General features: G+C 73.1%; 21 protein-coding genes. 13 read left to right on the forward strand and 8 right to left on the reverse strand.

The window, feature by feature from the left end; all coding sequences use genetic code 11:
- Positions 1 to 117 precede the first annotated feature (117 nt).
- The 6 genes from K2F47_RS03935 to K2F47_RS03960 all read left to right on the forward strand — a co-directional run bounded on the left by K2F47_RS03935 (position 118) and on the right by K2F47_RS03960 (position 6,336).
- A complete protein-coding gene (locus K2F47_RS03935) occupies positions 118 to 1,017 on the forward strand; it encodes a hypothetical protein (protein ID WP_242901278.1) in 900 nt (299 codons plus the stop codon).
- Positions 1,018 to 1,623: 606 nt separating this feature from the next.
- Positions 1,624 to 2,628 carry a LacI family DNA-binding transcriptional regulator gene (locus tag K2F47_RS03940; RefSeq protein WP_242901279.1) on the forward strand — a complete coding sequence of 335 codons (1,005 nt, stop codon included), beginning with the start codon at positions 1,624 to 1,626 and terminating at the stop codon, positions 2,626 to 2,628.
- 258 nt (positions 2,629 to 2,886) lie between these two features.
- Complete coding sequence (locus K2F47_RS03945; protein WP_242902557.1) at positions 2,887 to 4,053, forward strand: ABC transporter ATP-binding protein; 1,167 nt, start codon at positions 2,887 to 2,889, stop codon at positions 4,051 to 4,053.
- A complete protein-coding gene (locus K2F47_RS03950) occupies positions 4,053 to 4,703 on the forward strand; it encodes an ABC transporter permease (protein WP_242901280.1) in 651 nt (216 codons plus the stop codon). The genes K2F47_RS03945 and K2F47_RS03950 overlap by 1 nt, the downstream gene beginning before the upstream one ends.
- Entirely contained in the window at positions 4,700 to 5,386 is a 687-nt protein-coding gene (locus K2F47_RS03955) for an ABC transporter permease (protein ID WP_242901281.1), read from the forward strand. Before K2F47_RS03950 ends, K2F47_RS03955 begins: the two co-directional genes overlap by 4 nt.
- Positions 5,387 to 5,412: 26 nt before the next feature.
- The gene (locus K2F47_RS03960) at positions 5,413 to 6,336 is read left to right on the forward strand and encodes an ABC transporter substrate-binding protein (RefSeq protein WP_242901282.1); all 924 of its coding nucleotides are present in this window, start codon (positions 5,413 to 5,415) and stop codon (positions 6,334 to 6,336) included.
- 76 nt (positions 6,337 to 6,412) lie between these two features.
- Here the strand turns inward: K2F47_RS03960 and K2F47_RS03965 are convergent, their stop codons facing one another.
- Entirely contained in the window at positions 6,413 to 7,177 is a 765-nt protein-coding gene (locus K2F47_RS03965; RefSeq protein ID WP_242901283.1) for an IclR family transcriptional regulator, read from the reverse strand.
- Positions 7,178 to 7,357: 180 nt separating this feature from the next.
- Between K2F47_RS03965 and hutH the strand changes: the two genes are divergently transcribed.
- The 5 genes from hutH to hutI are packed head-to-tail and all read left to right on the forward strand — an operon-like array spanning position 7,358 to position 14,374.
- Positions 7,358 to 8,902: a histidine ammonia-lyase gene (hutH, locus tag K2F47_RS03970; protein ID WP_242901284.1), complete on the forward strand. Its 1,545-nt coding sequence runs from the start codon at positions 7,358 to 7,360 to the stop codon at positions 8,900 to 8,902.
- A gap of 13 nt (positions 8,903 to 8,915) precedes the next feature.
- Positions 8,916 to 10,568, forward strand: a complete 1,653-nt coding sequence (gene hutU, locus K2F47_RS03975; protein ID WP_242901285.1) for a urocanate hydratase — start codon at positions 8,916 to 8,918, stop codon at positions 10,566 to 10,568.
- Positions 10,569 to 10,582: 14 nt separating this feature from the next.
- Entirely contained in the window at positions 10,583 to 11,791 is a 1,209-nt protein-coding gene (locus tag K2F47_RS03980) for an allantoate amidohydrolase (protein WP_242901286.1), read from the forward strand.
- A 1-nt stretch (position 11,792) separates the two neighbouring features.
- Positions 11,793 to 13,136 (forward strand): formimidoylglutamate deiminase, encoded by a 1,344-nt coding sequence (locus tag K2F47_RS03985; RefSeq protein WP_242901287.1) that lies wholly within the window; start codon positions 11,793 to 11,795, stop codon positions 13,134 to 13,136.
- 35 nt (positions 13,137 to 13,171) lie between these two features.
- Entirely contained in the window at positions 13,172 to 14,374 is a 1,203-nt protein-coding gene (gene hutI, locus K2F47_RS03990) for an imidazolonepropionase (RefSeq protein WP_242901288.1), read from the forward strand.
- On the opposite strand, the gene K2F47_RS03995 is transcribed toward hutI, so the two are convergent.
- On the reverse strand, positions 14,362 to 14,874 hold the full coding sequence (locus K2F47_RS03995; protein ID WP_242901289.1) for a flavin reductase family protein: 513 nt from the start codon (positions 14,872 to 14,874) through the stop codon (positions 14,362 to 14,364). The two genes, hutI and K2F47_RS03995, sit on opposite strands and share 13 nt — an antisense overlap.
- A complete protein-coding gene (sppA, locus tag K2F47_RS04000; RefSeq protein ID WP_242901290.1) occupies positions 14,859 to 16,562 on the reverse strand; it encodes a signal peptide peptidase SppA in 1,704 nt (567 codons plus the stop codon). Before sppA ends, K2F47_RS03995 begins: the two co-directional genes overlap by 16 nt.
- A gap of 78 nt (positions 16,563 to 16,640) precedes the next feature.
- Here sppA and K2F47_RS04005 point away from each other — a divergent pair, with 78 nt between their 5' ends.
- Positions 16,641 to 17,516, forward strand: a complete 876-nt coding sequence (locus K2F47_RS04005; protein WP_242901291.1) for an NUDIX domain-containing protein — start codon at positions 16,641 to 16,643, stop codon at positions 17,514 to 17,516.
- 16 nt (positions 17,517 to 17,532) lie between these two features.
- Here K2F47_RS04005 and K2F47_RS04010 read toward each other — a convergent pair whose 3' ends face one another.
- The 3 genes from K2F47_RS04010 to K2F47_RS04020 form a co-directional block, all read right to left on the reverse strand.
- Positions 17,533 to 17,898 carry an ACT domain-containing protein gene (locus K2F47_RS04010; protein WP_242901292.1) on the reverse strand — a complete coding sequence of 122 codons (366 nt, stop codon included), beginning with the start codon at positions 17,896 to 17,898 and terminating at the stop codon, positions 17,533 to 17,535.
- Positions 17,899 to 17,907: 9 nt separating this feature from the next.
- Entirely contained in the window at positions 17,908 to 20,154 is a 2,247-nt protein-coding gene (gene glgB, locus K2F47_RS04015; RefSeq protein ID WP_242901293.1) for a 1,4-alpha-glucan branching protein GlgB, read from the reverse strand.
- Between the two features lie 407 nt (positions 20,155 to 20,561).
- Positions 20,562 to 20,771 carry a hypothetical protein gene (locus tag K2F47_RS04020; RefSeq protein WP_242901294.1) on the reverse strand — a complete coding sequence of 70 codons (210 nt, stop codon included), beginning with the start codon at positions 20,769 to 20,771 and terminating at the stop codon, positions 20,562 to 20,564.
- 178 nt (positions 20,772 to 20,949) lie between these two features.
- Here K2F47_RS04020 and K2F47_RS04025 point away from each other — a divergent pair, with 178 nt between their 5' ends.
- The gene (locus K2F47_RS04025; protein ID WP_242901295.1) at positions 20,950 to 21,708 is read left to right on the forward strand and encodes a GntR family transcriptional regulator; all 759 of its coding nucleotides are present in this window, start codon (positions 20,950 to 20,952) and stop codon (positions 21,706 to 21,708) included.
- Between the two features lie 22 nt (positions 21,709 to 21,730).
- Here the strand turns inward: K2F47_RS04025 and K2F47_RS04030 are convergent, their stop codons facing one another.
- Complete coding sequence (locus K2F47_RS04030) at positions 21,731 to 23,179, reverse strand: maltokinase N-terminal cap-like domain-containing protein (RefSeq protein WP_242901296.1); 1,449 nt, start codon at positions 23,177 to 23,179, stop codon at positions 21,731 to 21,733.
- 2 nt (positions 23,180 to 23,181) lie between these two features.
- Positions 23,182 to 24,954, reverse strand: a complete 1,773-nt coding sequence (gene treS, locus K2F47_RS04035; RefSeq protein WP_242902558.1) for a maltose alpha-D-glucosyltransferase — start codon at positions 24,952 to 24,954, stop codon at positions 23,182 to 23,184.
- Positions 24,955 to 25,003 lie beyond the last annotated feature (49 nt).

Consider the following 25,003-nt stretch of genomic DNA (forward strand, 5'->3'; position numbering starts at 1 on the left):
ATCGGGACGCTGGGGAGGGTAGCCGGGGCAAATCCGGTAACACTTTCCGGATCATCGCCGTTGTTCCTGGTGACCCGGGCTATGCCGTCCCGGGCTCTCGGGGCGAGGATGGGACAGATGCGGTCGTTCAGCCGGCACGGGTCGGAGTTGGTCACGCCGTCGGCGGTCGATCCCTGTATGGACGACCCCGGGGCGCAGCGGTTGCGCGAGTCCATGCGCCGCCACGACTGGAGGGCGGTCCGGGGCTTCTTCACCGGCGTCGACGACCCCGACGACCGGTCGTTCTACATCGGGATCTGCGCGGGCGCCCCCGGCGTCCAGGACTGGATCACCGAGTGGTGCCGGGCGCAGCCCAAGGCGACGCTGCCGCTGACGATCCGCGCCGCGCACGCGCTCACCCGCGACGCCGCCGCGCTGGCCGAGGAGTGCCTGGCCGAGGTCGTCGGCCGGGACGAGAAGGACGCCTCCGCCCGGGCCCTGCTGGTCGCCGCCGCCACCGCGGGGAGGCTGGACCGCGCGGAGGCGCGGCGGCGGTTCGACGAGGCGGTCGACGTCCACCCCGGGCACCTGCACGCCCACACGCGGATGCTCGCCTTCCTCCAGGCGGAGGACGCCCACGACGACGCGCTCGCGTTCGCGCACGAGGCCGTGGCCGCGGCGCCGGTGGGGAGCCCGCTGGGCGTCCTCGTCGCCGAGGCCCACATCGGACGGTGGCGGTCGCTGCCGACGGCGCGGCGCGGCTCCTACATGTCGAGCGACTCCGTCCGGGCCGACCTGGTCGCCGCCGCCGGGGACTCGGTCCGCAGCTCCGCCTACGAGGCGCGGCCGGGCTGGCCCGCGATCCACAACGCGTTCGCGTTCGCGTTCGTGATGGCGGGCGAGGTCCGCTCGGCCGCCAAGCAGTTCGAGGTGATCGGCGACCGCGTCACCGAACACCCCTGGGACGCCTACCGCGCCGACCCCGTCGAGGCGTTCGCCGAGCTGCGCGAGTGGGCGCGCACCTGGATCGACACCTGACGTGTGACGTTTTCGCGCGAGGGTGCGCTGAACGTGGTGAGGGTGGTCGACCGATGTGAGCGGGCATCGGTCGACCGCTCGCCTCCGGCGGGTCCGCCTCTGTGTTTATTTAAGTCCCGGCCCACTACCCTCGCCTGGCGGCTCGGGCAGTGACCGTGCCTTTGCGGGCGCGGATCGCTTCGCGATCTTCGCGGTGGGGCCTCGCCTCCGGCTTCGGCCCCGCCGCTCAGCTACGCGCCCGCGTGACGGCTGAGGCCACTTTGGTACACGGCCCTAGGTGTCGGTCAGCGGACGTGCTTCCTGTGCCGGGTGGGCGGCTCTCCTGTCGGATGGAGTTTTCAGCCCTTCAGGTAAGGGCGCGTGTCCCAGTGCCGGGGCGCCTCGGGCAGTGGCGGACGTCGGGGCGTGTTGTGCACATCGATAGGGCGCTGATATGGGCGCCGACGTGTGTTTCGTCACTCGCGGGAATTGCGGGCTGCAACGCAATTCTCCGCGCAACGGGCGAGGTGAACCGTATCAGTTAACCGTTTCAGTGAACCGATTCAGTGGGACGCTCGACTGGTGGGGTCCCGCCTTCTGTCGGTGCGTGCCTCTAGGGTTAGAGGCGTGCCAGACAGGCGCAAGCGCGCGACCATCCGCGAAGTCGCGCAGGCGACGGGGTTGTCGCCTGCGGCCGTGTCCTATGCGCTGCGCGGTATCCAGACCTCGGAGGAGACGCAGGAGCGGGTCCGCGCGGCGGCGGAGGCGCTCGGCTACGAGGCGCACCCGATCGCCCGGGCCTTGGCCAGCGGCCGGACGGGCCAGGTCGGCCTGCTGTGCGGCTCGCTGGAGGACTACTGGCAGCAGTCGCTCGCGGTGGGCATCGGCCGGGCGCTGCTCGCCCGCGACCGCTACGCCCTGATCGTGGACGCGGGCGGCGACCCCGAGCGCGAGCTGGCCCTCGCCCGGCGGCTGCGCGACCAGCGGGTCGACGGGCTGATCGTCCAGCCGCTCGACCCGGCCGCCGCGCTCTGGCCGGAACTGGCCGACACGATCCCGGTGGTGTCGATCGGCGACGCGCTGCGCGGCGGGCAGGCGCAGGGGGAGGTCGTGTTCGACAACCGGCGCGGCGTCACGCTCGCGCTGGAGCACCTGCGCGACCTCGGCCACCAGCGGCTCACGGTGTTCACCCCGACCCGCGCCAGCACCCCCGACCGCCCCGCCGACGTGCACGTCAACGCCGAGGCCGAACGGCTCGGCCTGCGCGTGGACGTCGTGGTCGTCCCGCAGTCGCTCGCCGAGTCCACCGAGGTCGCCGTCCGGGTGCTCGGCGGCCCGAACCGCCCCTCGGCGGTCTTCTGCTTCGCCGACTCGATCGCCTACGGCGTGTACGCGGCGACGCGCGAGCTGGGTCTGGACGTCCCGGGCGACGTCGCGGTCTGCGGCTACGACGACCACCCGATGTCGGCGCTGCTGACACCGCCGCTCACGAGCGTCGACTGGGACATCGAGGGCATCGTGCACGCCGCCGTCCGGCTGGTCGTCGACGTCATCGACGGCAAGCCCCGCAAACGCCGCGTCGTCCGCGAACCGACCCTGCGAGTCCGGGCCTCGACCGGCAGTGCCGATTGAAGTCCCGGTATGGCGATCGTCACCTTTTTGTGTGACGTTCCACGCCTGGCGGGGAGGCGTGGGGGCGGGGGTGTTGATAACGATTCGGCTGTGTTCTCTGGTGCTACGCTACTTTCCCCTGATTTCCGGTAGTTACGCTTAACAAGCGTGGTTCCGGACATGCCGGGTCACCGGGTCGACGGTACCCATTGGCTACGGTTGGGTAGAAGGCCGAAATCGATGACCGGCGTTGCGGCGCCCGACGAGGACGTGAACCGTTTGATCACCTTTGAGGGCGTGACCAAGCGCTACCCCGACGGCACCGTCGCGCTGGACGATGTGAGCCTGGAGTGCCCCACCGGGCAGATCACGGTGTTCGTCGGCACGTCCGGCGGGGGCAAGACGACGGCGCTGCGCACGATCAACCGGATGGTGGAGCCGACCGGCGGGCGGGTGCTCATCGACGGGCAGGACGTCCGCGACCGCAGGCCCGCCGAGCTGCGGCGCGGCATCGGCTACGTCATCCAGCACGCCGGGCTGTTCCCGCACCGCACGATCGAGGACAACATCGCCACCGTCCCCTACCTGCTGCGCTGGAACAAGAAGAAGGCCCGCGACACGGCCCGCGAGCTGATGGAGCGCGTCGGGCTCGACGCCGGGATGGCCAAGCGCTACCCGTTCCAGCTCTCGGGCGGCCAGCAGCAGCGCGTCGGCGTCGCCCGCGCGCTGGCCGCCGACCCGCCGATCATGCTGATGGACGAGCCGTTCAGCGCCGTCGACCCCGTCGTCCGGGCCGAGTTGCAGGACGAGTTCCTCCGCCTCCAGGACGAGCTGCACAAGACCATCGTGTTCGTCACCCACGACATCGACGAGGCGATCAAGCTCGGCGACCGGATCGCGGTTTTCCGCACCGGCGGCGAGCTGGTCCAGGTCGCCGCCCCCGAGGACCTGCTGGCCCACCCCGCCGACGACTTCGTGGCGGGCTTCGTCGGCCAGAACCGCGGCATCCGCAGCCTGTCCTTCGCCGACACGGCCGAGCTGAGCCTGCGCGACGACCTCGTCCGCCCGGTGACCGCCGCGCCCGCCGACACCGCCGGGCTCGACTGGGTGCTGGTGGTCGACGAGGCCCGGCACCCGCTCGGCTGGGTCCGGGGCAAGGAGGTCACCGGCCCGCTCGCGGACGCGGCGCTGGCGCCGGTCGGCGGGACGTTCCAGGTCGGCGCCGACTCGGTGCGCGGCGCGCTGGACGCGGCCGTGCTGTCCCCGGCCGGGCTCGCGGTCGGCGTGGACGGCGGCGGCGCCGTCGTCGGCGTGACCGGCGGCGCGGAGCTGCTCGCCGTCCCCACCCATGGCGAGCACCACCACCGCCCCGGCAAGGGGCTCCCCGTCGACACGCCGCCCGGCGAGGGCTCCGCCTCCGCCGCCCAGGACGGTGCCTCCGACTGATGGACATCGACTGGGGCTGGATCGGCGACCACACCGACACGCTCACCGACCACGCCCTCATCCACCTGCGCCTGGCGCTGCTGCCGGTGCTGTTCGGGCTGCTGATCTCGCTGCCGCTCGGCGTGCTGTGCCGCCGCTGGGGCTGGCTCTACCCGCCGGTGCTGACGGCCTCGAACATCTTCTACGCGATCCCGTCGCTCGCGCTGTTCATGGTCTTCATCCAGTACACGGGGCTGGAGCCGGCGACGGTCATGATCCCGCTGACCCTCTACAGCCTGTCGGTGCTCGTCCCGAACGTGGTGGACGGCCTCGCCTCGGTGTCCGAGCCGGTCCGGCAGGCGGCGACCGCGATGGGCTTCGGGACGCTCCGCCGCCTGCTGCGGGTCGAGCTGCCGATCGCGGTGCCCATCGTGATCGCGGGGGTGCGGGTCGCGGCGGTGTCCTCGATCAGCCTCGTCGCGGTCGGCCAGCTCGTCGGGCAGGGCGGGCTCGGCTACGACATCATCCGCGGCTACCAGCTCCAGTTCCAGACCCAGATCATCGCCGCCTCGGTGCTGATCGTCATGCTGGCCCTGGTCACCGACGCGATCCTGGTGATCGTCCAGCGACTGCTCACCCCGTGGGCCCGGGCGCGCGGGAGGGCGTCGTGAACGACCTGTGGAACCAGATCGACCTGTCGTGGTCGTGGCTGACCGCGTCCGAGCAGTGGCACGGTGAAGACGGCATCCCGCACCGGCTCGTCCAGCACCTCTACTACAGCGGCGTGTCGCTGCTGTTCGCGGCGCTGATCGGGCTGGCGCTCGGGCTGCTGGTCGGGCACACCGGGCGGGGCGGCTTCCTCGCGGTCAGCGTCGCCAACATCGCCCGCGCGATCCCGACGTTCGGCCTGGTGCTGTTCATCGTCGTGATCGAGTACAGCATCACGCCGGTGCTGATCGCGCTGGTCGCGCTCGCCGTCCCGCCGATCCTCGTGAACACCTTCGAGGGCCTGCGCGGCGTCGATCCCGAGGCCAAGGACGCGGCGCGCGGCATGGGCATGTCGGAGTGGGGCGTGCTGTGGCGGGCCGAGGTGCCGATGGCGCTGCCGCTGATCCTGCTCGGGCTCCGCACGTCCGCGATCCAGGTCGTGGCGACCGCGACGATCGCCGCCTACCCCGGCTTCGGCGGGCTCGGCCGCTACATCATCGACGGCCTGGCCCGCAACGACTACCAGCTCGTCGTCGGCGGGACCGTGCTGGTCGTGGCGCTCGCGGTGATCGTGCAGCTGGTCTTCGCGGCGCTGCGCCGCCTCGTCGTCTCGCCGGGCCTGCTCGGCACCGCCCGTTCGTCCTGAACGGTCAGAGGAGAAGGAAACCGACTATGAAGAATATGATCCGCGCCGCCGCCGTCGGCCTGGCGGCCGCCCTCGCGCTGTCGGCCTGCGGTGGCGGGGACGACGGCGACGACAAGAACCCGCTTTCCGGGGGCGGGAAGAAGGGCACGATCACGGTCGGCGGCGCCAACTTCCCCGAGAGCGGCCTCATCGGCGAGATCTACGCGCAGGCGCTGGAGGCCAAGGGCCTCAAGGTCGAGCGCAAGCTCAACATCGGCGCCCGCGAGATCTACTACGACCAGGTCGTCAAGGGCGGCATCAGCGTGATGCCCGAGTACAACGGCGCGCTGCTGTCCACCTCGGTCGACAAGTCCAGCACCGCGACCACCACCGAGGAGGTCAACGCGGCGCTGAAGGCCAAGCTGCCGGCGAGCGTGGAGATGCTCGACTCGGCGAAGGCGGAGGACAAGGACTCGGTCACCGTCAACCCGCAGACCGCCGCGAAGTACAAGCTGAAGAGCATCACCGACCTCAAGCCGGTCGCGAAGCAGCTGGTGATCGCGGGGCCGTCGGAGTTCAAGACCCGCCAGCAGGGCCTCGTCGGCCTGAAGGCCAAGTACGGCCTGGAGTTCAAGAAGTTCCAGCCGTTCGACGCGGGCGCTCAGGCCACGCTGGTCAAGCTGCTCACCGAGGACAAGGTCCAGGCCGCCGACCTGTTCACCACCGACCCCACGATCCCGCAGAAGAAGCTGGTCGTCCTGGAGGACCCCCAGCACGTCTTCACCGCGCAGAACGTGACGCCGCTGGTGAACAAGGCCGCCGTGAACGCCGAGGCCAGGGCCGCGCTCAACGGCGTCTCGGCCAAGCTCACCACCCAGGACCTCCTGGACATGATGAAGCGCGTCGCGATCGACAAGGAGGACCAGGAGAAGGTCGCCAAGGACTGGCTGAAGAAGTCCGGCCTCGCCTGATCCCCGTTCGGGTCGTTCACGGGCCCCGCTCCGCATCCGGAGCGGGGCCCGTTCCTGTTCGCGGGGTCGGGGGCGGTCAACGGACGGGGGGACGGCCGGTGAGGCGCGTGGTGAGGGACGTCGCCGTCGCCCGGACGACGCCCGCGATCGCGGGCCACGTCTCCGGCGGATGCCCCTCGCGGCGGAACGTGACCGTGATCGCGGCGGTGGGGTGGCCGGTGTGGTCGAAGGAGCAGGCGGCGATGCTGGCGAAGCCCTCGGTGATGTGGCCGTCCTCGGCCGACCAGCCGCGCTGGGCGTCCCGCGCGAGCACCTGGCGCAGCTCGCGCAGGGTGCCGGGGCCGCGTCCCGTCCGGTCGATGAACGGGTGCGGGAACAGGGCCCTGACCTGCGCCGGGGGCAGATGGGCGAGCAGCGACAGGCCGCTCGCGGTGAGCTGCGCGGGCATCCGGACGCCGACGTCGGTGACCAGCGTCGCGTGCCGGGGCGGCTGCTCCTTGAGCAGGTAGAGGGTCTCGGCGCCGTGCAGGACGCCGAGCTGCGCGATCTCGCCGAGCCGGTCCACCAGGCGGCGCAGCAGCGGGCGGGCGAGGCGTTCGAGGGGCTCGTGCCGCAGGTAGGCGGAGCCGACCTCGAACGCGCCGACGCCGAGGCCCCAGCGGCGCTCCTCGGGCAGGTAGGCGACGAAGCCGTCCTCGGCCATCGCGGTCAGCAGGTGGTAGGCGCTGGAGCGCGGCAGACCGAGGGAACGGGCGATGGCCGAGGCGGGCAGCGGGCCGGGCGCGCCCGCGAGCAGGCGCAGCACGGCGAGGGCCCGGCGGGCGGCGGGGACCTGGCTCATCTCCCCATAGTCTCGTATGTGAGACAGATGGGACGGTCCGGGTCTGCCTGTGCGGGCGGTCGGGGCGTTCCAATGGTGGCCATGGGATCGGCGGGCACTCGTCCGCCGGGTTCGGAGCGGCGGGCACGGGCCCGCCAGGCACGGATCGGTGGGCGCGGGCCCGCCGGGTAGGGAATCGGTATGGGGGACGTTGATGTCCGGGTCGGGCCGGAGGCGCTGAGCTTCGCGCAGGTCGAGGCCGTGGCGCGGGACGGCGCGCGGGTCGCGCTGACCGAGGAGTCGCTCGCGCTCGTCGCGGCGGCGCGGGAGCACATCGAGGAGCTGTCGGCCAGGCCCACGCCCGTCTACGGCGTCTCGACCGGCTTCGGGGCGCTCGCCACCCGGCACATCGCCCCCGAGCTGCGGGCGCGGCTCCAGCTGAACATCGTCCGCTCGCACGCGGCCGGGTCGGGGCCCGAGGTCGAGCGGGAGGTCGTGCGGGCGCTGATGCTGCTGCGGCTGCGGACGCTCGCCACCGGCCGGACGGGCGTCCAGCCGGTCACCGCGCGGACGCTCGGCGCGCTGCTCAACGCGGGGATCACCCCGCAGGTGTTCGAGCACGGCAGCCTCGGCTGCTCCGGCGACCTCGCCCCGCTCGCGCACGTGGCGCTCGCGCTGATCGGCGAGGGCTCGGTCCGCGACGCCAAGGGCGAGCTGCGGCCCGCCGCCGAGGCGCTCGCCGAGGCCGGGATCGAGCCGGTGACGCTCGGCGCCAAGGAGGGCCTCGCCCTGCTGAACGGCACGGACGGCATGCTCGGCATGCTCGTGCTCGCGATCCGCGACCTGCACCGGCTGCTGACCGCCGCCGACGTCGCGGCGGCCATGAGCGTGGAGGCGCTGCTCGGCACCGACCGCGTGTTCGCCGCCGATCTCCAGGAGCTGCGGCCGCACCCGGGGCAGGCCACCTCGGCGGCGAACCTGCGGGCGCTGCTGGCCGACTCGCAGATCATGGAGTCGCACCGGGGCCCCGACTGCACCCGCGTCCAGGACGCGTACTCGCTCCGCTGCGCCCCGCAGGTGAACGGCGCCGCGCGCGACACCCTCGCCCACGCCGAGATGGTCGCCGGACGGGAGCTGGCCTCCGCCGTCGACAACCCCGTCGTCCTCCCGGACGGCCGGGTCGAGTCCAACGGCAACTTCCACGGCGCGCCCGTCGCGTACGTGCTGGACTTTCTCGCCGTACCCGCCGCCGACGTCGCCTCGATGTCCGAGCGGCGCACCGACCGGATGCTCGACCGGGCCCGCTCCGAGGGGCTGCCCGCCTTCCTCGCCGACGACCCGGGCGTGGACTCCGGCCACATGATCGCCCAGTACACGCAGGCCGCGATCGTCTCGGACCTGAAGCGGCTCGCGGTCCCGGCGAGCGCCGACTCGATCCCGAGCTCGGCGATGCAGGAGGACCACGTCTCGATGGGCTGGAGCGCGGCGCGCAAGCTGCGCAGGGCCGTGGACGGCCTCACCCAGGTCGTCGCGATCGAGATCCTCACCGCCGCGCGGGCCCTCGACCTGCGCACCCCGCTCCGTCCCGGGCCCGCCACCGGCGCGGTCGTGGCCCGGCTGCGCGAGGCCGTCCCGCCGCCCGGACCCGACCGCTACCTCGCACCCGAGATCGCCGCCGCCGCCCGGCTCGTCCGGGACGGCTCGCTCGTCGCCGCCGCCGAGGCCGTCACCGGCCCCCTCTCCTGAAGGAGCACCGCACATGTCCCGTACCGTCCGCGCGCCGCGCGGCACGTCGCTGACCGCCGCGAAGGGCTGGCCGCAGGAGGCCGCGCTCCGCATGATCCAGAACAACCTCGACCCGGAGGTGGCCGAGCACCCCGAGGAGCTCGTCGTCTACGGCGGGTCGGGGAAGGCGGCCCGCAACTGGGAGTCCTTCGACGGCATCGTCCGCTCCCTCGCCGACCTGGAGGGCGATGAGACGCTGCTGGTCCAGTCGGGCAAGCCGGTCGGGATCTTCCGGACGCACGAGTGGGCGCCGCGCGTCCTGATCGCCAACTCCAACCTGGTGCCGCAGTGGGCGAACTGGGAGGAGTTCCGCCGCCTGGAGTCGCTCGGCCTGACGATGTTCGGGCAGATGACCGCCGGGTCCTGGATCTACATCGGGACGCAGGGCATCCTCCAGGGCACCTACGAGACGTTCGCGGCCGTCGCCGAGAAGCGGTTCGGCGGGACCCTCGCGGGGACGATCACGCTGACCGCCGGGCTCGGCGGGATGGGCGGCGCGCAGCCGCTCGCCGTCACGATGAACGGCGGCGTCGCGATCTGCATCGAGTGCGACCCGTCCCGGATCGACCGGCGCGTCGAGCACCGGTACTGCGACGTGCGGGCCGACTCGCTGGACGAGGCGCTCCGCCTCGCCGAGGAGGCCAAGGCGGCGCGGCGGCCGCTGTCGGTCGGGCTGCTCGGGAACGCCGCCGACATCGTCCCCGAGCTGCTGCGGCGGGGCGCGCCGATCGACATCGTCACCGACCAGACCAGCGCGCACGACCCGCTGATGTACCTGCCGAGCGGCGTCGAGTTCGACGACATGGCCGCCGAGCGCGAGAAGGACCCGGCCGCGTTCACCGACCGGGCGCGCGCGTCGATGGCCGCGCACGTCGAGGCGATGGTCGGCTTCCAGGACGCGGGCGCCGAGGTGTTCGACTACGGCAACTCGATCCGGGGAGAGGCACAGCTCCACGGGTACGAGCGGGCGTTCGACTTCCCGGGGTTCGTGCCCGCCTACATCCGTCCGCTGTTCTCCGAGGGCAAGGGCCCGTTCCGGTGGGCGGCGCTGTCGGGCGACCCGAAGGACATCGCGCGCACCGACCAGGCGATCCTCGACCTGTTCCCCGACAACGAGCCGCTGAACCGCTGGATCAGGATGGCGGGGGAGCGCGTCCACTTCCAGGGGCTGCCGTCCCGGATCTGCTGGCTCGGCTACGGCGAGCGCGACCGGGCCGGGGAGGTGTTCAACGACCTCGTCGCGCGCGGTGAGATCAGCGCGCCGCTCGTGCTCGGCCGCGACCACCTCGACTGCGGCTCGGTCGCGAGCCCCTACCGCGAGACCGAGGGCATGCTCGACGGCTCCGACGCGATCGCCGACTGGCCGCTGCTGAACGCCATGCTCAACACCGCCTCTGGCGCGACGTGGGTGTCGATTCACCACGGCGGCGGCGTCGGCATCGGCCGCTCGATCCACGCCGGGCAGGTCTGCGTCGCCGACGGGACGCCGCTGGCCGGCGAGAAGCTCCAGCGCGTCCTGACCAACGACCCGGGCACCGGAGTTATGCGGCACGTCGACGCGGGCTACGACCGCGCCGCCGAGGTCGCCGCCGAGCGCGGCGTCCGCATTCCGATGCTGGACCGATAAGGGGATCCCGGCCAGTGAGCTTCGAGTCGATGTGGGCGGACCTGCTGCCCATCGGGCGGGACGCGGCGACCGGCGGCTACCACCGGTTCGCGTGGACGCCGCCGGAACTGGAGTGCCGCGCCTGGTTCCTCGACGAGGCGCGCCGCCGCGACCTCGCCGTCGAGCACGACCCCAACGGCAACATGATCGCCTGGTGGCGCCCGGACGGCACGGAGGATCGTGAGGCCGTGCTGACCGGGAGCCACCTCGACTCGGTGCCCGGCGGCGGCGCGTTCGACGGGCCGCTCGGCGTCGTGTCGGCGTTCGCGGCCGTCGACCTGCTGCGGGAGCGGGGCGTCCGGCTCGCGCGGCCGATCGGGATCGGCGCGTTCGTCGAGGAGGAGGGCGCCCGGTTCGGGGTGGCCTGCCTCGGCTCGCGGCTGCTGGCCGGGGCGATCGACCCGGAGCGGGCCCGCGGGCTCACCGATGCGGACGGGCGCACGTTCGCCGAGGTCATGCACTCGGCCGGGCTCGATCCGGACGCGATCGGCCCGGACGAGGGCCTGCTCTCCCGCATCGGCTGCTACGTCGAGCTGCACGTCGAGCAGGGCCGCGCGCTGCACGAGCCCGTCGGGGTGGCGAGCGCGATCGTCCCGCACGGGCGGTGGCGGTTCGACTTCACCGGCGAGGGCAACCACGCCGGGACGACGCTGCTCGCCGACCGACGCGACCCGATGCTGCCGTTCGCGAGCATGGTCCTCGCCGCGCGCGAGGCCGCCGAGCACCACGGCACGGTCGCGACGGTCGGCAAGGTCAGGGTCGAGCCGGGCGGGGTGAACGCGATCCCCTCGTCGGTCACCGCCTGGCTGGACGCGCGCGGCCCCGCCGACGCCGACGTCCGCCGGACGGTCGCCGAGATCGACGCGGCCGCCCGCGCCGCCGCCCGCGCGCACCGGGTGGACGTCGGGCTCGCGGAGGAGTCCTACAGCGCGGTCGTCGAGTTCGAGCACGCGCTGCGCGACCGGCTGGGGAAGGCGCTCGGCGGCGTGCCCGTCCTGCCGACGGGGGCCGGGCACGACGCCGGGGTCCTGTCGGCGCGGATTCCGGCGGCGATGCTGTTCGTCCGGAACCCGACCGGGATCTCGCACGCGCCCGCCGAGTTCGCCGAGACCGGCGACTGCCTGGCGGGCGTCGAGGCGCTCGCCACGGTACTGGCCGACCTGGCGGGCGGGTATGGGTCCTGATATGCGATGGCATGCCCAGCTCGCCTGGCTCGGCGACGGCGTCGCCTCCGACGTGCTCATCGAGACCGACGGGGAGCGGATCACCGGCGTCACCCGCGACGTCCCGCCGCCGGAGGGCGCCCGCCGCCTGCCGGGGCTCACGCTGCCCGGCCTGGCGAACGCCCACTCCCACGCCTTCCACCGCGCGCTGCGCTCGCGCGTGCAGGCAGACCGGGGGACGTTCTGGACGTGGCGCGACCAGATGTACAAGGTCGCCGACCGGCTGACCCCCGAGTCCTACCGCGCGCTCGCCACCGCCGCGTTCGCCGAGATGGCCCTCGCGGGGATCAGCTGCGTCGGCGAGTTCCACTACCTGCACCACCGGCCGGGCGGCGACCCCTACGGCGAGCCCAACGCGATGGGCGAGGCGCTGATCGCCGCCGCCGCCGACGCGGGCGTCCGGATCACGCTGCTGGACACCTGCTACCTGGCCGGCGGCATCGGCGAGCCGCTCAAGGGCCCGCAGCTGCGCTTCGGCGACGGCACGGCGGGCAACTGGGCGCGCCGCGTCGGCAGCCTGCACGACCGGGTGGGCAAGGAGGGCCGCCCGCACGCGCGAGTCGGCGCGGCGATCCACTCCGTCCGCGCGGTGCCGCGCGAGCAGCTCCGCGCCGTGGCGGCGTGGGCCGCCGAGCGCCGGGCGCCGCTGCACGTCCACCTGTCGGAGCAGCCCGCCGAGAACAGCGCCTGCCTGGACGCCTACGGCATGACACCCACCCGGCTCCTCGCCGAGGCGGGCGCGCTCGGCGCGCTGACCACCGCGGTCCACGCCACCCACCTCACCGACGACGACATCGGCCTGCTCGGCGCCACGATGACCGGCGTGTGCATGTGCCCGACCACCGAACGCGACCTCGCCGACGGCATCGGCCCGGCCCGCGACCTCGCGGGCGCCGGGTCCCCGATCTGCCTCGGCTCCGACCAGCACGCGGTCGTCGACCTGTTCGAGGAGGCCCGTGCCGTCGAGCTGGACGAGCGGCTGCGCACCCGCGCCCGCGGCCACTGGACGGCCGGGGAGCTGATCACCACCGCCACGTCCGCCGGGCACTCCGCGCTCGGCTGGCCCGAGGCGGGACGGCTGGAGCCGGGCGCCTACGCCGACCTCGTCACCGTGGACCTCGACTCGGTCCGGACGGCCGGCGCCGGGCCCGCGCACGCCGCCGAGGCGGCCGTGTTCGCCGCGACCGCCGCCGACGTCCGGCACGTGGTGGTCTCCGGCCGCCCGATCGTGGAGGACGGACGGCACCTGCTGGTCGACGACGTCCCCGCCGCGCTCGCCGCGTCGATCGCGGCGGTGACCGGATGAGAACCGACCGATCGGAGCGTGACATCCTGTCGCGAGTGAGCACCTCCTCTTCCACCACCAGCACCGTCATCACCAACATCGGGGAACTGGTCACCAACGAGCCCGGCGCGGGCGAGGGGGCCCTGGGCATCCTGCGCGACGCCGCGCTGGTGATCGAGGAGGGTGTGGTCGCGTGGACCGGCCCCGCGTCCGATGCCCCGGCCGCCGACACGGCGTTCGACGCCGCCGGGCGGGCCGTCCTGCCCGGGTTCGTCGACTCGCACGCGCACCTGGTGTTCGCCGGGGAGCGGGCCGAGGAGTTCGCGGCGCGGATGAGCGGCGAGAAGTACACGGGCGGCGGCATCCGCAGGACCGTGGAGCGCACGCGCGGCGCGTCCGACGACGCCCTGCGCGCGAACCTGCGCCGCCTGCTGGACGAGATGGCGCGGCAGGGCACGACGACGGTGGAGTGCAAGTCGGGGTACGGGCTCACGGTCGAGCAGGAGGAGCGCGCGCTGCGCATCGCCGCCGAGCAGGCCGACGAGGTGACCTTCCTCGGCGCCCACGTCGTCCCGGTCGAGTACGACGGCGACGCCTCCGGCTACGCGCGCCACGTCGCGACCGACATGCTCGCCGCCTGCGCGCCGTACGCCCGCTGGATCGACGTGTTCTGCGAGCGCGGCGCGTTCGACGGCGACCAGGCCCGCGAGGTGCTGGAGGCCGGGATCGCGGCGGGGCTCGCGCCGCGCGTGCACGCCAACCAGCTCACCGAGGGGCCGGGGGTGCGGCTCGCGGTGGAGTTGGACGCCGCGTCCGCCGACCACTGCACGTTCCTCAGCGACGCCGACGTGGACGCGCTCGCCTCGTCCCGGACGGTCGCGACGCTGCTGCCGGGAGTCGAGTTCTCCACCCGCCAGCCCTACCCCGACGCCCGCCGCCTCCTGGACGCGGGCGCCACGGTCGCGCTCGCCTGCGACTGCAACCCGGGCTCGTGCTACAGCTCCAGCATGGCGTTCTGTATCGCGGTGGCCGTCCGGGACATGGGCATGACCCCGGCCGAGGCTGTGTGGTCGGCGACGGCGGGCGGCGCCCGCGCGCTGCGCCGCACCGACGTCGGCCACCTGGCGGTCGGGGCGCGCGCCGACGTGCTCGCGCTGGACGCCGCGTCCCACATCCATCTGGCCTACCGGCCCGGCGTCCCGCAGGTCGCGGCGGTCTGGAAGGCCGGTGTTCAGGTGGCAGGTGCTCAGGTCGCGTAGCGGCGGTTGACCCTGATCAGCGGCCGTTCATCCCGGGCGACATAGTCGGCGGCGAGGACCTCGGCGACGAACAGCGTGTGGTCGCCCGCCTCGACGATCTGGCGGGACTCGCATTCGAGCGCGGCCAGCCCGCCGCCCGGGATCAGCGCGTCCGACCGGGGGCCGCGATGGTGCGGGGCGGCGGCCAGCAGCAGCCGCGCGCTCGGACGGCCCTCGGCGGCGAACCGTCCCGCCAGCGCGCGCTGTCCCGCCGCCAGCACGGTCGCGGCCCAGCGGTCGCGGCGGCGCAGCACCTCCGCCAGGTAGGACGAAGACGCCACGCCCGCCACCACCATCGGCGGCTCCAGCGACACCGACATGAACGAGGTGACGGTCGTGCCGAGGTCGTCGCGGCCGTCCCGGACGGTCAGCACGACCACGCCGGTCGCGAACCCCGCGACGGCCTCGACGAACTCCGACCCGACCAGGTCCGCGCCGTCGCCGCTCAGCGGATCTCCCACGACCCCGGCAGCGTCAGCGGACCGGCGGCGGGCAGCCCGAGCCGCGCCGCGAGCCCGCCCAGCGACCCCCAGCCGTCCAGCCGCGCGGACGCGGCGGTGCGGTCCTCGCTGGACTCGGGCGGGCGCAGCCGGTCCAGCGGCGAGGTGTGCGGGTAGGAGCGGACGGGCGCGTCGGCGGGCAGCCCCGACCGCTTGCGGGCCAGTTCGAGCGCGCGGTCGAGGCCGCCGAGCTCGTCCACCAGGCCGTGGTCGCGGGCGTCGGCGCCGGTCCAGACGCGGCCCCGCGCCAGCTCGTGGACGCGCTCGCGGGACAGGTCGCGGCCCTCGGCGACCTTGCGGGTGAAGTCGTCGTAGATCCGGTCGAGCGAGGCGTTGATCCGCTCCCACTCCGAGTCGCTGAAGTCCTTGGTCGCGCTGAAGATCCGGGCGTGCTCGCCGTCGGCGACCGTGCCGATCCCGACGCCGACCCGGCCGAGCAGGTCGTTGACCACCGCCTTGCCGACGACGACGCCGATCGAGCCGGTGATCGTGCCGGGCTGCGCGACGATCGCGTCGGCGCCCATCGCGACGTAGTACCCGCCGGACGCGGCGACGTCGCCCATCGACACGATCACCGGCTTGCCCGCGCGGCGGGCCAGCGTCACCTCGCGCCAGATCGCGTCGGAGGCGACGGCGGAGCCGCCGGGGCTGTTGACGCGGAACACGATCGCCTTGACCCGGTCGTCCTTAATGGCGGCGCGGAACGCGGCGCCGACGGTGTCCGAGCCCATCGCGGGCCCGGAGTTCGGCAGCGGGCCGCCGCGCCCGCTGCGGCCGAGCCGGATCGGGCCGTGCCCGTTGATGAGCGCGACCACGTCCTGCTTGCCGGGCTGGGGGATGCGGCGGGCGAGGCCGTGTGAGCGGCCGTAGCGGGCCACGTAGCGCAGCTGCGCCGACTCGCCGAACTCCTCGCGCAGGTCGGCGTACACCTCGTCGCGGTAGCCGAGCCGGTCGACCAGGCCCTCCTCCAGCGCCTCGTCGGCCAGCAGCGGGCCCCGGTCGGTCAGCTCGCGGACGCGCTCCTCGGGCAGGTTCCGCGCGGCGGCGACGCCCGCGGTGATCTGCTCGCCGATCGAGGCGACGAGCCGCCGGGACGACTCCTCGTGCTCGGGCGTGTAGGCGCGCTCCATGAACGTGTTGGCCATCGTCTTGTACTCGTGCCGCTTGGCGAACCGCGGCTGGACGCCGAGCTTCTCCAGCGCGCCCGCGAAGAACGGCTCCTCCAGCGCCACGCCGGTCAGCCCGACCTCGCCGGTCGGCTGGAGGTACACCTTCTCGAAGCCGGTCGCCAGATAGAACGGGACGGTGCCGCGCCCGCTCTCGCCGAACGTCTCCGCCCACGCGACGGTGAGCTTGCCCGCCTCGCGGAACGCCTGCACGGCCTCGCGCAGCTCCTGCGCGAGCGCCAGCCCGACCCCGCCGGTCACCTTCACGACGAGCGCGCGGACCCGGGCGTCGGAGCGGGCGCGGCGCAGCCCGTCCAGGACGTCGCGCAGGCTCGTGCGGCGCATGGACATGATCGCCGAGATCGGGTCCGCGGGCGCGGTCTCCACGATTCCCTCGGTGAGGTCCAGCTCCAGGATCAGCGGTGCCGTCCGCCGCTCCCGGGCCTGCTTGATGACGTTGACGACCGTACCGGGATCCACCATGGCACCAGCCTATGCGCTGGCGACCGGGGACCTGGCCGGAGTCCGCACCCCCGCTATCGTCGCCGTATGGGAGGCCGTATGGAGCATGGGGACGGCGGTGACGGGGACGGCTGGGCGCGATGCGGGCAGGGCCATACGCACTGGGGCAAGTTCGGCGCCTCGGGGCTGCTCGCCTACCACCGCGACCCCGGCGGGCAGGTCTGGGTGCTGTTGCAACATCGCGCGCTGTGGGGTCTCGGCGGCGGGACGTGGGGGATGTTCGGCGGCGCACTGAACAGCGGCGAGGACGTCGTGTCCGGCGCGCTTCGGGAGGTCTCCGAGGAGAGCACGCTCTCCCCGGACGACGTGGTCGTGCGGGGCACCAGCGTCGAGGACCACGGCGGCTGGGCGTTCACGTCGGTGATCGCGGCCGTGCCGGAGCGGGTGGAGGTCCGGCCCGCCTCGCGGGAGACGCAGGGCGCGGAGTGGGTGCGCGCCGAGGAGGTCGAGGACCGCGACCTCTTCGCCCCGTTCGAACGCTCCTGGACCTGGCTGCGGGACGCGATGAAGGGCCTCGTCCTCGTCGTGGACGCGGCGAACGTCGTCGGCGCCCGCGCGGACGGCTGGTGGAAGGACCGCGCGGGGGCCAACGCCCGCCTCCGCGACGACCTGGCGGTGCTGGCGCGGGGCGTCGGGGGCGTGCCGGGCGTCCCGTTCGACCGGACGTTCCCCGAGGTCGTGCTGGTGGTCGAGGGCGCGGCGCGCCGGGTCGCGGACGAGCCGTCCGGGCCCGGCGGGGTGCGGGTCGTGGCGGCGCCCGGCAGCGGCGACGACCACATCGTGGGGCTGCTCGCGGACCCGCGTCCGGACGTCGTCCACCTCGTCGTGACCGCCGACCGCGAGCTCCGCGCCCGCTGCGCGGCGGCCGGTGCCGCCGTCGTCGGCCCCCGCTGGCTCCTGGACCGCCTGCGCTAGGCGCCGGTGCGGTGGGCTAGGAGACGATGCGGTGCCCGGCGCCGGTGAGGGCCTCGACGGCGTCCTTCTGGCGGTGCTCGGGCACCAGCACCAGGTCGGCGTGGTAGGTGGAGGCGACGAAGACCGGGACGCCCGCCTCGGCCAGCGGCCCGACGAGCGCCGCCAGCATGCCGGGGACGTCGACGCCGTGCGGGTCGGCCCCGCTGTAGAAGCCGACCCAGCGTTCCGCATCCGCGTACGGCGAGGCGTCCCGGATCACGGTGAGGCCCTCGGGGGCGCGCACCAGCGCGACCCACTCGTCGTCCTCGGGGAACGTCGCGTTCGGCAGATGCTCCACCATGAACTGCGACGGGACGATGTGGAGACGCTGCGCGACGGTCATCCGATCACTCTAACGGCCGGGCGGGCCGTCCTCGGGGGCGAGCCAGATCGCGCCGAGCGGCGGGACGCGCAGCACCGCCGACGCGGGCAGCCCGTGCCACGGCTCCGCCTCCGCCTCGACGCGGCCGAGGTTGCCGACGCCGCTGCCGCCGTACTCGTAGGCGTCGGTGTTGAGGACCTCGCGCCAGCCGCCCTCGCGGGGCAGGCCGAGCCGGTAGCCCTCGTGCGGGGCGCCCGAGAAGTTGACGACGCAGGCGAGCACCGGCGGGCCGTCGGTGCGGGACGTCCCGAAGCGCAGGTAGGAGAGCGTGTTGCCGCTCGCGTCGTTGCCGTCGATCCAGCGGAAGCCCTCGTGGTCGCCGTCGCTCGTCCACAGCGCGGGCTCGGCCCGGTAGGCGCGGTTCAGCTCGCGGACGAGCCGCTGGAGCCCGAGGTGGTGGGCGCCCTCGGCGGCGTTGTCGAGCAGCCACCAGTCCAGCGGGCGCTCCTCGGCCCACTCGGCGCCCTGGCCGAACTCCTGGCCCATGAACAGCAGCTGCTTGCCGGGATGCGACCACATGTAGGCGAGCAGCGCGCGCAGCCCGGCGAACCGCTGCCAGGTGTCGCCCGGCGTCTTGCTCAGCAGCGACCCCTTGCCGTGGACGACCTCGTCGTGCGACAGCGGCAGCACGTAGTTCTCCGAGAACGCGTACACCAGCGAGAACGTGATCTCGCCGTGGTGGTAGGACCGGAACACCGGCTCGTGCCGCAGGTATTCGAGCGTGTCGTGCATCCAGCCCATGTTCCACTTGAACCCGAACCCGAGCCCGCCGAGGTGGGTGGGACGGGACACGCCCGGCCACGCCGTCGACTCCTCGGCGATCGTGACCACGCCGGGGTTGCGCTTGTAGACGGTCGCGTTCATCTCCTGGAGGAACGAGATGGCCTCCAGGTTCTCGCGGCCGCCGTAGATGTTCGGCGTCCACTCGCCCTCGTTGCGGGAGTAGTCGAGGTAGAGCATGGACGCGACGGCGTCCACGCGCAGGCCGTCGACGTGGAACTCCTCCAGCCAGTACGAGGCGTTGGCCACCAGGAAGTTGCGGACCTCGGCGCGGCCGTAGTTGAACACGAGCGTGCCCCAGTCGGGGTGCTCGCCGCGCGCGGGGTCCTCGTGCTCGTACAGGGCGGTGCCGTCGAAGCGGGCCAGGGCCCACTCGTCCTTGGGGAAGTGGGCGGGCACCCAGTCGACGATGACGCCGATGCCCGCGCGGTGCAGCTCGTCCACCAGGTGCCGGAAGTCGTCCGGTGAGCCGAACCGCGAGGTCGGCGCGTAGTAGGACGTGACCTGGTAGCCCCAGGACGGCCCGTACGGGTGCTCCGCGATGGGCAGCAGCTCCACGTGCGTGAACCCCATGTCGCGCACGTACTCGGTCAGCTCCACGGCGAGCTCGCGGTAGCCGAGGCCGGGCCGCCACGAGCCCAGGTGCACCTCGTACACGCTCATCGGCTCGCGCAGCCAGTCGCGTTCCTTGCGCGCGTCCATCCACTCGGCGTCGCGCCACTCGTAGGACGAGGTGAACACGCGGGACGCCGTCGCCGGGGGCTGCTCGGTGGCCCGGGCCATCGGGTCGGCCTTGGCGCGCCACACGCCGTCCGCGCCGAGGATCTCGAACTTGTAGCGATCGCCGTCGCCGACGCCGGGCACGAACAGCTCCCAGACGCCGGTGGAGCCGAGCGAGCGCATCGGGTGCGCGCGGCCGTCCCAGTGGTTGAAGTCGCCGACGACGCGCACGCCGCGCGCGGTCGGCGCCCACACCGCGAACCCGGTGCCGTCCACCGGCCCGAACGCGGACGCGTAGCCGCGCGGCTGCGCGCCGAGCGCCCGCCACAGCTCCTCGTGCCGTCCCTCACCGATCAGGTGCAGGTCGAGTTCGCCGAGCGTGGGCACGTGCCGGTACGGGTCGTCCTGGATCGTCTCGACGCCGTCGGCGTAGGTGACCGCGAGCCGGTAGTCGGGGACCGCGAGCGGCGCGCGGGCGGGGTCGTCGCCCGCGAGCGAGGCGCCGTCCGGCAGCGTCCCGGCGAAGACGCCCTCGTGGACGTGGCGCAGCGGGTACCGGTCGCCGTTCGGCAGCACCACCTCGACGTGTTCGGCGAGCGGCCGCAGCACCCGGACGGTGACGCCGTCACGCCCGGGATGGGCTCCAAGGACCCCGTGCGGATCGTGGTGGTCACCTCCGACGAGCCGCTCGATCTCCTCGCGCGTCACCCGTGCCATGGCGTCATGGCCTCCTCGTCCGCTGATGCTGATGTTCCTCAGTAGGGGGTGTTGCCCGGAGATCGGCCGCTCTCACGCGGCACGGCGACCCGTTTCGAGGAGATTGCGCTCACGTCTCACGCGGACGGCGATGGAACCCTTGCGGGTGGATGAGATTCTCAGCGGAGAATATTGCGGCCGCACGGGCGCCACGACTCATTGTTTTGGGGTCGCGCCGAATGTGCCGTCCGTGCGGCCACGCTCACGGACCCGGCGGTGACATCGACCCCACCGCCCCGGTCATCACTCCAGTGTCACCTCAACGCCATAGGTACCTTCCGTACCGGTTCGTCCCGAACCGGCCAAATCCGGCCCGCGAACCGGGGCGCGCCGCGCTCCCGGCTGCCCTCCGCGGGCCCGGCGCGGTCTCACTCCTCCTCGCGCTTCTGGTCGAGCAGGAGCTCGCGGAGCCCCGCCGCGTCGTCGGCGGCCACGGTCATCGCGTATCCGGCCTGGAGTTGGGCGTCCGTCAGGTCGGTGCTGCGGGTGGCGTACCAGCGGCCGGCGTCGCTGCGCCACACCTGCCAGCCGGGGAAGTCGCTCTCGATGGCCGCCTTCCGATCCTCGAAGTCGCCCATCAAGGTCGTCCTTTCCCCGAGGTGGCTCTTCTGTATACAAAAGTCTTACTCGGTTAAACAGGTGTCAAGCTGTCCGTAAGCGGACCGTCCCCCCTGAGATAGCGCCAGGAAGGTATGGATGAGAGTGGGAGGCCGGTCAGGATCGAACGCCGCGTCGAACGAAGGGGAGGTGACGCCGGTGCCGGACCGTCCCGCCTACCTGCGCATCGCCGACACGCTGCGCGAGGGCATCCGGGACGGCAGCCTTCCGCAAGGAACGCGGCTGCCGACCATGGTCGAGCTGTGCTCGTCGCACGGCGTCTCGGAGATCGTCGTGCGGCAGGCCGTCGCGCTGCTGCGCCAGGAGGGCCTCGTCGAGACCCGGCGGGGCGGCGGCACCGTCGTGCGGGTCGTCCCGCCGGCGCGCCGCGTCGCCATGGACCGGTACCGGGCGGTCGCCAGGCCGCTGGCGGTGCCCGAGACCGCGTTCACCCGCGACCAGCGGATCACGTGGGAGGAGTACCGGCTCGACAAGGAGTTCAGCCGTGTGCGCGCGGACGCGGAGTTGGGCGCGCTGTTCGAGCTGCCGACCGGGACCGAGCTGCTGCGCCGCCGGTTCGTCTTCCACGCCCGCGATGAGCCGCAGCAGATCTCGGTGAACTTCCTGCCGTGGGACCTGGTGGGCGACACGCCCGTCAGCGATCCGGCGCGGGAGCCGTGGCCGGGCGGGACGCTGGCCCAGCTCGCCTATCTGGGTCATCCGCCGACGCGGGTGGAGGAGGCGGTGCGCTCGCGGATGCCGACGCCGGAGGAGGCCGAGACGCTGCGGCTGACCGGCGGCGTCCCGGTCCTGGCGATCACACGGCGGATGCTCTCGCGCGCCACGGTCATGGAGGTGTGTCGCGACATCGTGCTCCCCGCCGACCGCGTCGTCCTCGACTACTCCATCGACCTGTGATGCGGATGCGCCTCCGAGTCGGTCAGCCCGCGAGGCGGGCCAGCGACCGGAGCGGCACGCTCACCCAGGACGGCCGGTTACGCGCCTCGTAGCGGACTTCGTAGACGGCCTTGTCCAGCTCGAACGCCCGCAGCAGCGCCGCGTGCCCGGCCGGGTCGGCGCCGCCGCCCGCGACGTAGCCCGCGCAGAACGCGTCCCGGTTGCGTTCCGCCCACGCCTGCGCGCGGAGCTCCAGCGCGCCCGCCACCTCGGGAGGCCCGGTGTCCTCGCCCATGAGCAGGAACCGCGCCGCGTACTCGAAGGAGCGCAGCATTCCGGCGACGTCGCGGAGCGGGTGGGCGAGCGCGCGGCGTTCGCCGGGGGTGCGGGCGGGTTCGCCCTCGAAGTCCAGCACCACCCAGCCCGTCCCGGTGCGCAGCACCTGACCGAGGTGGTAGTCGCCGTGGACGCGCTGGTAGGGCAGCGGCGGCGCGTCCGCCTGCCCGGTCGCCTCCGCCTCGGCCTGCTCGAACGCCGCGCGGATCGCCGGGGCGTGCGGGCGCAGGGCGGGGACGGCGGCGCCGACCTGGTCGAGCTGCTCGATCATCCCCCGGACCAGCGTGCGCACCTCTCCGGCGGGCGCGGGCGTCACGCCGAACGCCGCCGCGAGGTCGCGGTGCACCTGCGCGGTGGCGGCGCCGAGCCGCTCGGCCTCCGCCGCGAAGTCGCCCCCGGCGGCGTCCGGAGTCACGCCGAGTGCGGTGTCGGGCGCGGTGTCGGGTGCGGTGTCGGGCGCGGTGGCGTACCAGTCGCGGACGCTGGTGAGCGCGAGGCTCCAGCCGTCCGTCGCGGTGGGCAGGAACTCCGACAGCAGCGCGAGCGTGACCGGCTCGCCGTCCGCGCTCATGCCCTGGTCCGGCTCCAGCTCGATCCAGCCGTGCACCGCCGGGACGTGCGCGCAGCCCGCGCGCGTCAGCGCGAGGTTGATCTCCAGGTCGGGGTTCACGCCGGGGGACAGGCGCCGGAACAGCTTGCAGATGTAGGCCCCGCCGTAGATGAGGGACGTGTTGCTCTGCTCGGCCGACACGGGCACGCCGTCCAGGTCCGCCCTGATCTCGGCGCTGGGCGCGGCGCGGAACCGCAGCGGGCCGATCGTGCTCCGCCCGGCGAGGTGCTCCAGCAGCGGGCGGGTCAGCTCCGGGTCGTGCGCGGCGTCGTAGATGTGGCCGAGGCCGGGCAGCCGTCCGATCGCGTGGGGCCGCAGCCGGTCGGGGAGGTCGCGGCGGGTGCCGAGGAGGAGCTGGTAGTGGTCGGTGGTGGTGTCCTGGCGGACGTCGAGGACGAGGTGGTGGAGAGCGGGGTCGCCGGGGTGGAGTTCGGTGGCGGTGCCGATCGTGATGCCGTCGATGGGGATGTGCTTGCCGCCGAACCAGCGCTGCCGGGGCAGCCATCCCTCCAGCAGGCGCACCACCGAGTGGCCGGGCGGCTGCATGGCTACACCGCCTTTCCGTTCGGGGAGTACGGGAATTCCGGGCCGTCGGAGTCGTCCGGCGACGGGGGCAGCACGAACCAGTAGAAGCCGTGGCCGGGGAGCGTCAGCAGATAGGGGAGTTCACCGATCGCGGGGAACTGCACGCCGCCCATGCATTCGATCGGGGTGGAGCCGTGGAAACGCCGGAGGTCCAGTTCCACCGGCTGCGGAAAACGCGAGAGGTTGTTCACGCAGAGGACGGTGTCGGCGCCGCCCCACTGGTTGGCGTCCCCGTTGTCGATCTCGCGGGTGAAGGCGAGGACGGAGGGGTTGGAGGCGGAGAGTTCGTTGTAGGTGCCGACGCCGAAGACGGGATGGCGCTGGCGGATCTCGATCATGGTGCGGGTCCAGTGCAGGAGGGAGCCGGGGTTGTCGGCCTGGGCCTCGACGTTGACGGCCTGGTAGCCGTAGATGGGGTCCATGATGACCGGCAGGTACAGGCGGGCCGGGTCGCAGCGGGAGAACCCGGCGTTGCGGTCGGGCGTCCATTGCATGGGGGTGCGGACGGCGTCGCGGTCGCCGAGCCAGATGTTGTCGCCCATGCCGATCTCGTCGCCGTAGTACAGCACCGGGGAGCCGGGGAGGGAGAGCAGGAGGGCGGTGAAGAGTTCGAGTTGGTTGCGGTCGTTGTCCAGAAGCGGGGCGAGCCGTCGGCGGATGCCGATGTTGGCTTTCATGCGGGGGTCTTTGGCGTATTCGGTGTACATGTAGTCGCGTTCTTCGTCGGTGACCATCTCCAGGGTGAGTTCGTCGTGGTTGCGCAGGAAGATGCCCCATTGGCAGTTGGTGGGGATGGTGGGGGTCTGCGCCATGATCTCGGAAATGGGGTAGCGCTGTTCGCGGCGCACGGCCATGTAGATGCGGGGCATGACGGGGAAGTGGAAGGCCATGTGGCATTCGTCGCCGCCGCGGGTGGGGTCGCCGAAGTAGGCGACGACGTCGGCGGGCCACTGGTTGGCCTCGGCGAGCAGGACGCGGTCCGGGTAGAGGCGGTCGATCTCGGCGCGGACGCGTTTGAGGTAGGCGTGGGTCTCGGGGAGGTTCTCGCAGTTGGTGCCCTCGCGGGCGTACAGGTAGGGGACGGCGTCCAACCGGAACCCGTCGATCCCGAGGTCGAGCCAGAACCGCAGGACCTCCAGCATGGCGTCCTGGACGGCGGGGTTGTCGTAGTTGAGGTCGGGTTGGTGGGAGAAGAAGCGGTGCCAGTAGTACTGGCCGCGCACCGGGTCGAACGTCCAGTTGGAGGTCTCGGTGTCGACGAAGATGATGCGGGCTTCGGGGTAGCCGGTGTCGGTGTCGCTCCAGGTGTAGAAGTCGCCGTAGGGCCCGTCGGGGTCGGTGCGGGAGGCCTGGAACCAGGGGTGGGCGTCGGAGGTGTGGTTCATGACCAGGTCGGCGATGACGCGGATGCCGCGGGTGTGGGCCTCCTCGATGAGGTCGACGAAGTCGCCCAGGTCGCCGAAGTCGGGGAGGATCGTGGTGTAGTCGGCGATGTCGTAGCCGCCGTCGCGCAGTGGTGACTGGTAGATGGGCAGCAGCCAGAGGCAGTCGATGCCCAGCCATTGCAGGTGGTCGAGTTTGTTGATCAGGCCGCGCAGGTCGCCGTAGCCGTCGCCGTTGGAATCGGCGAACCCGCGGACCGACACTTCGTAGAACACCGCCGTTTTGAACCAGTGCGGATCACGCGGCGTCTCGGTACGGAATGCGTCCGCGACCGGTTCGGAGACGGACGGCAGGGCCTCCTGGGGAATCTCGGTGGGCGGGGGCGGCTCGTGGGTTCCGCTC

It is taken from the genome of Actinomadura terrae (assembly GCF_022751215.1).
Lineage (GTDB): Bacteria > Actinomycetota > Actinomycetes > Streptosporangiales > Streptosporangiaceae > Spirillospora > Spirillospora terrae.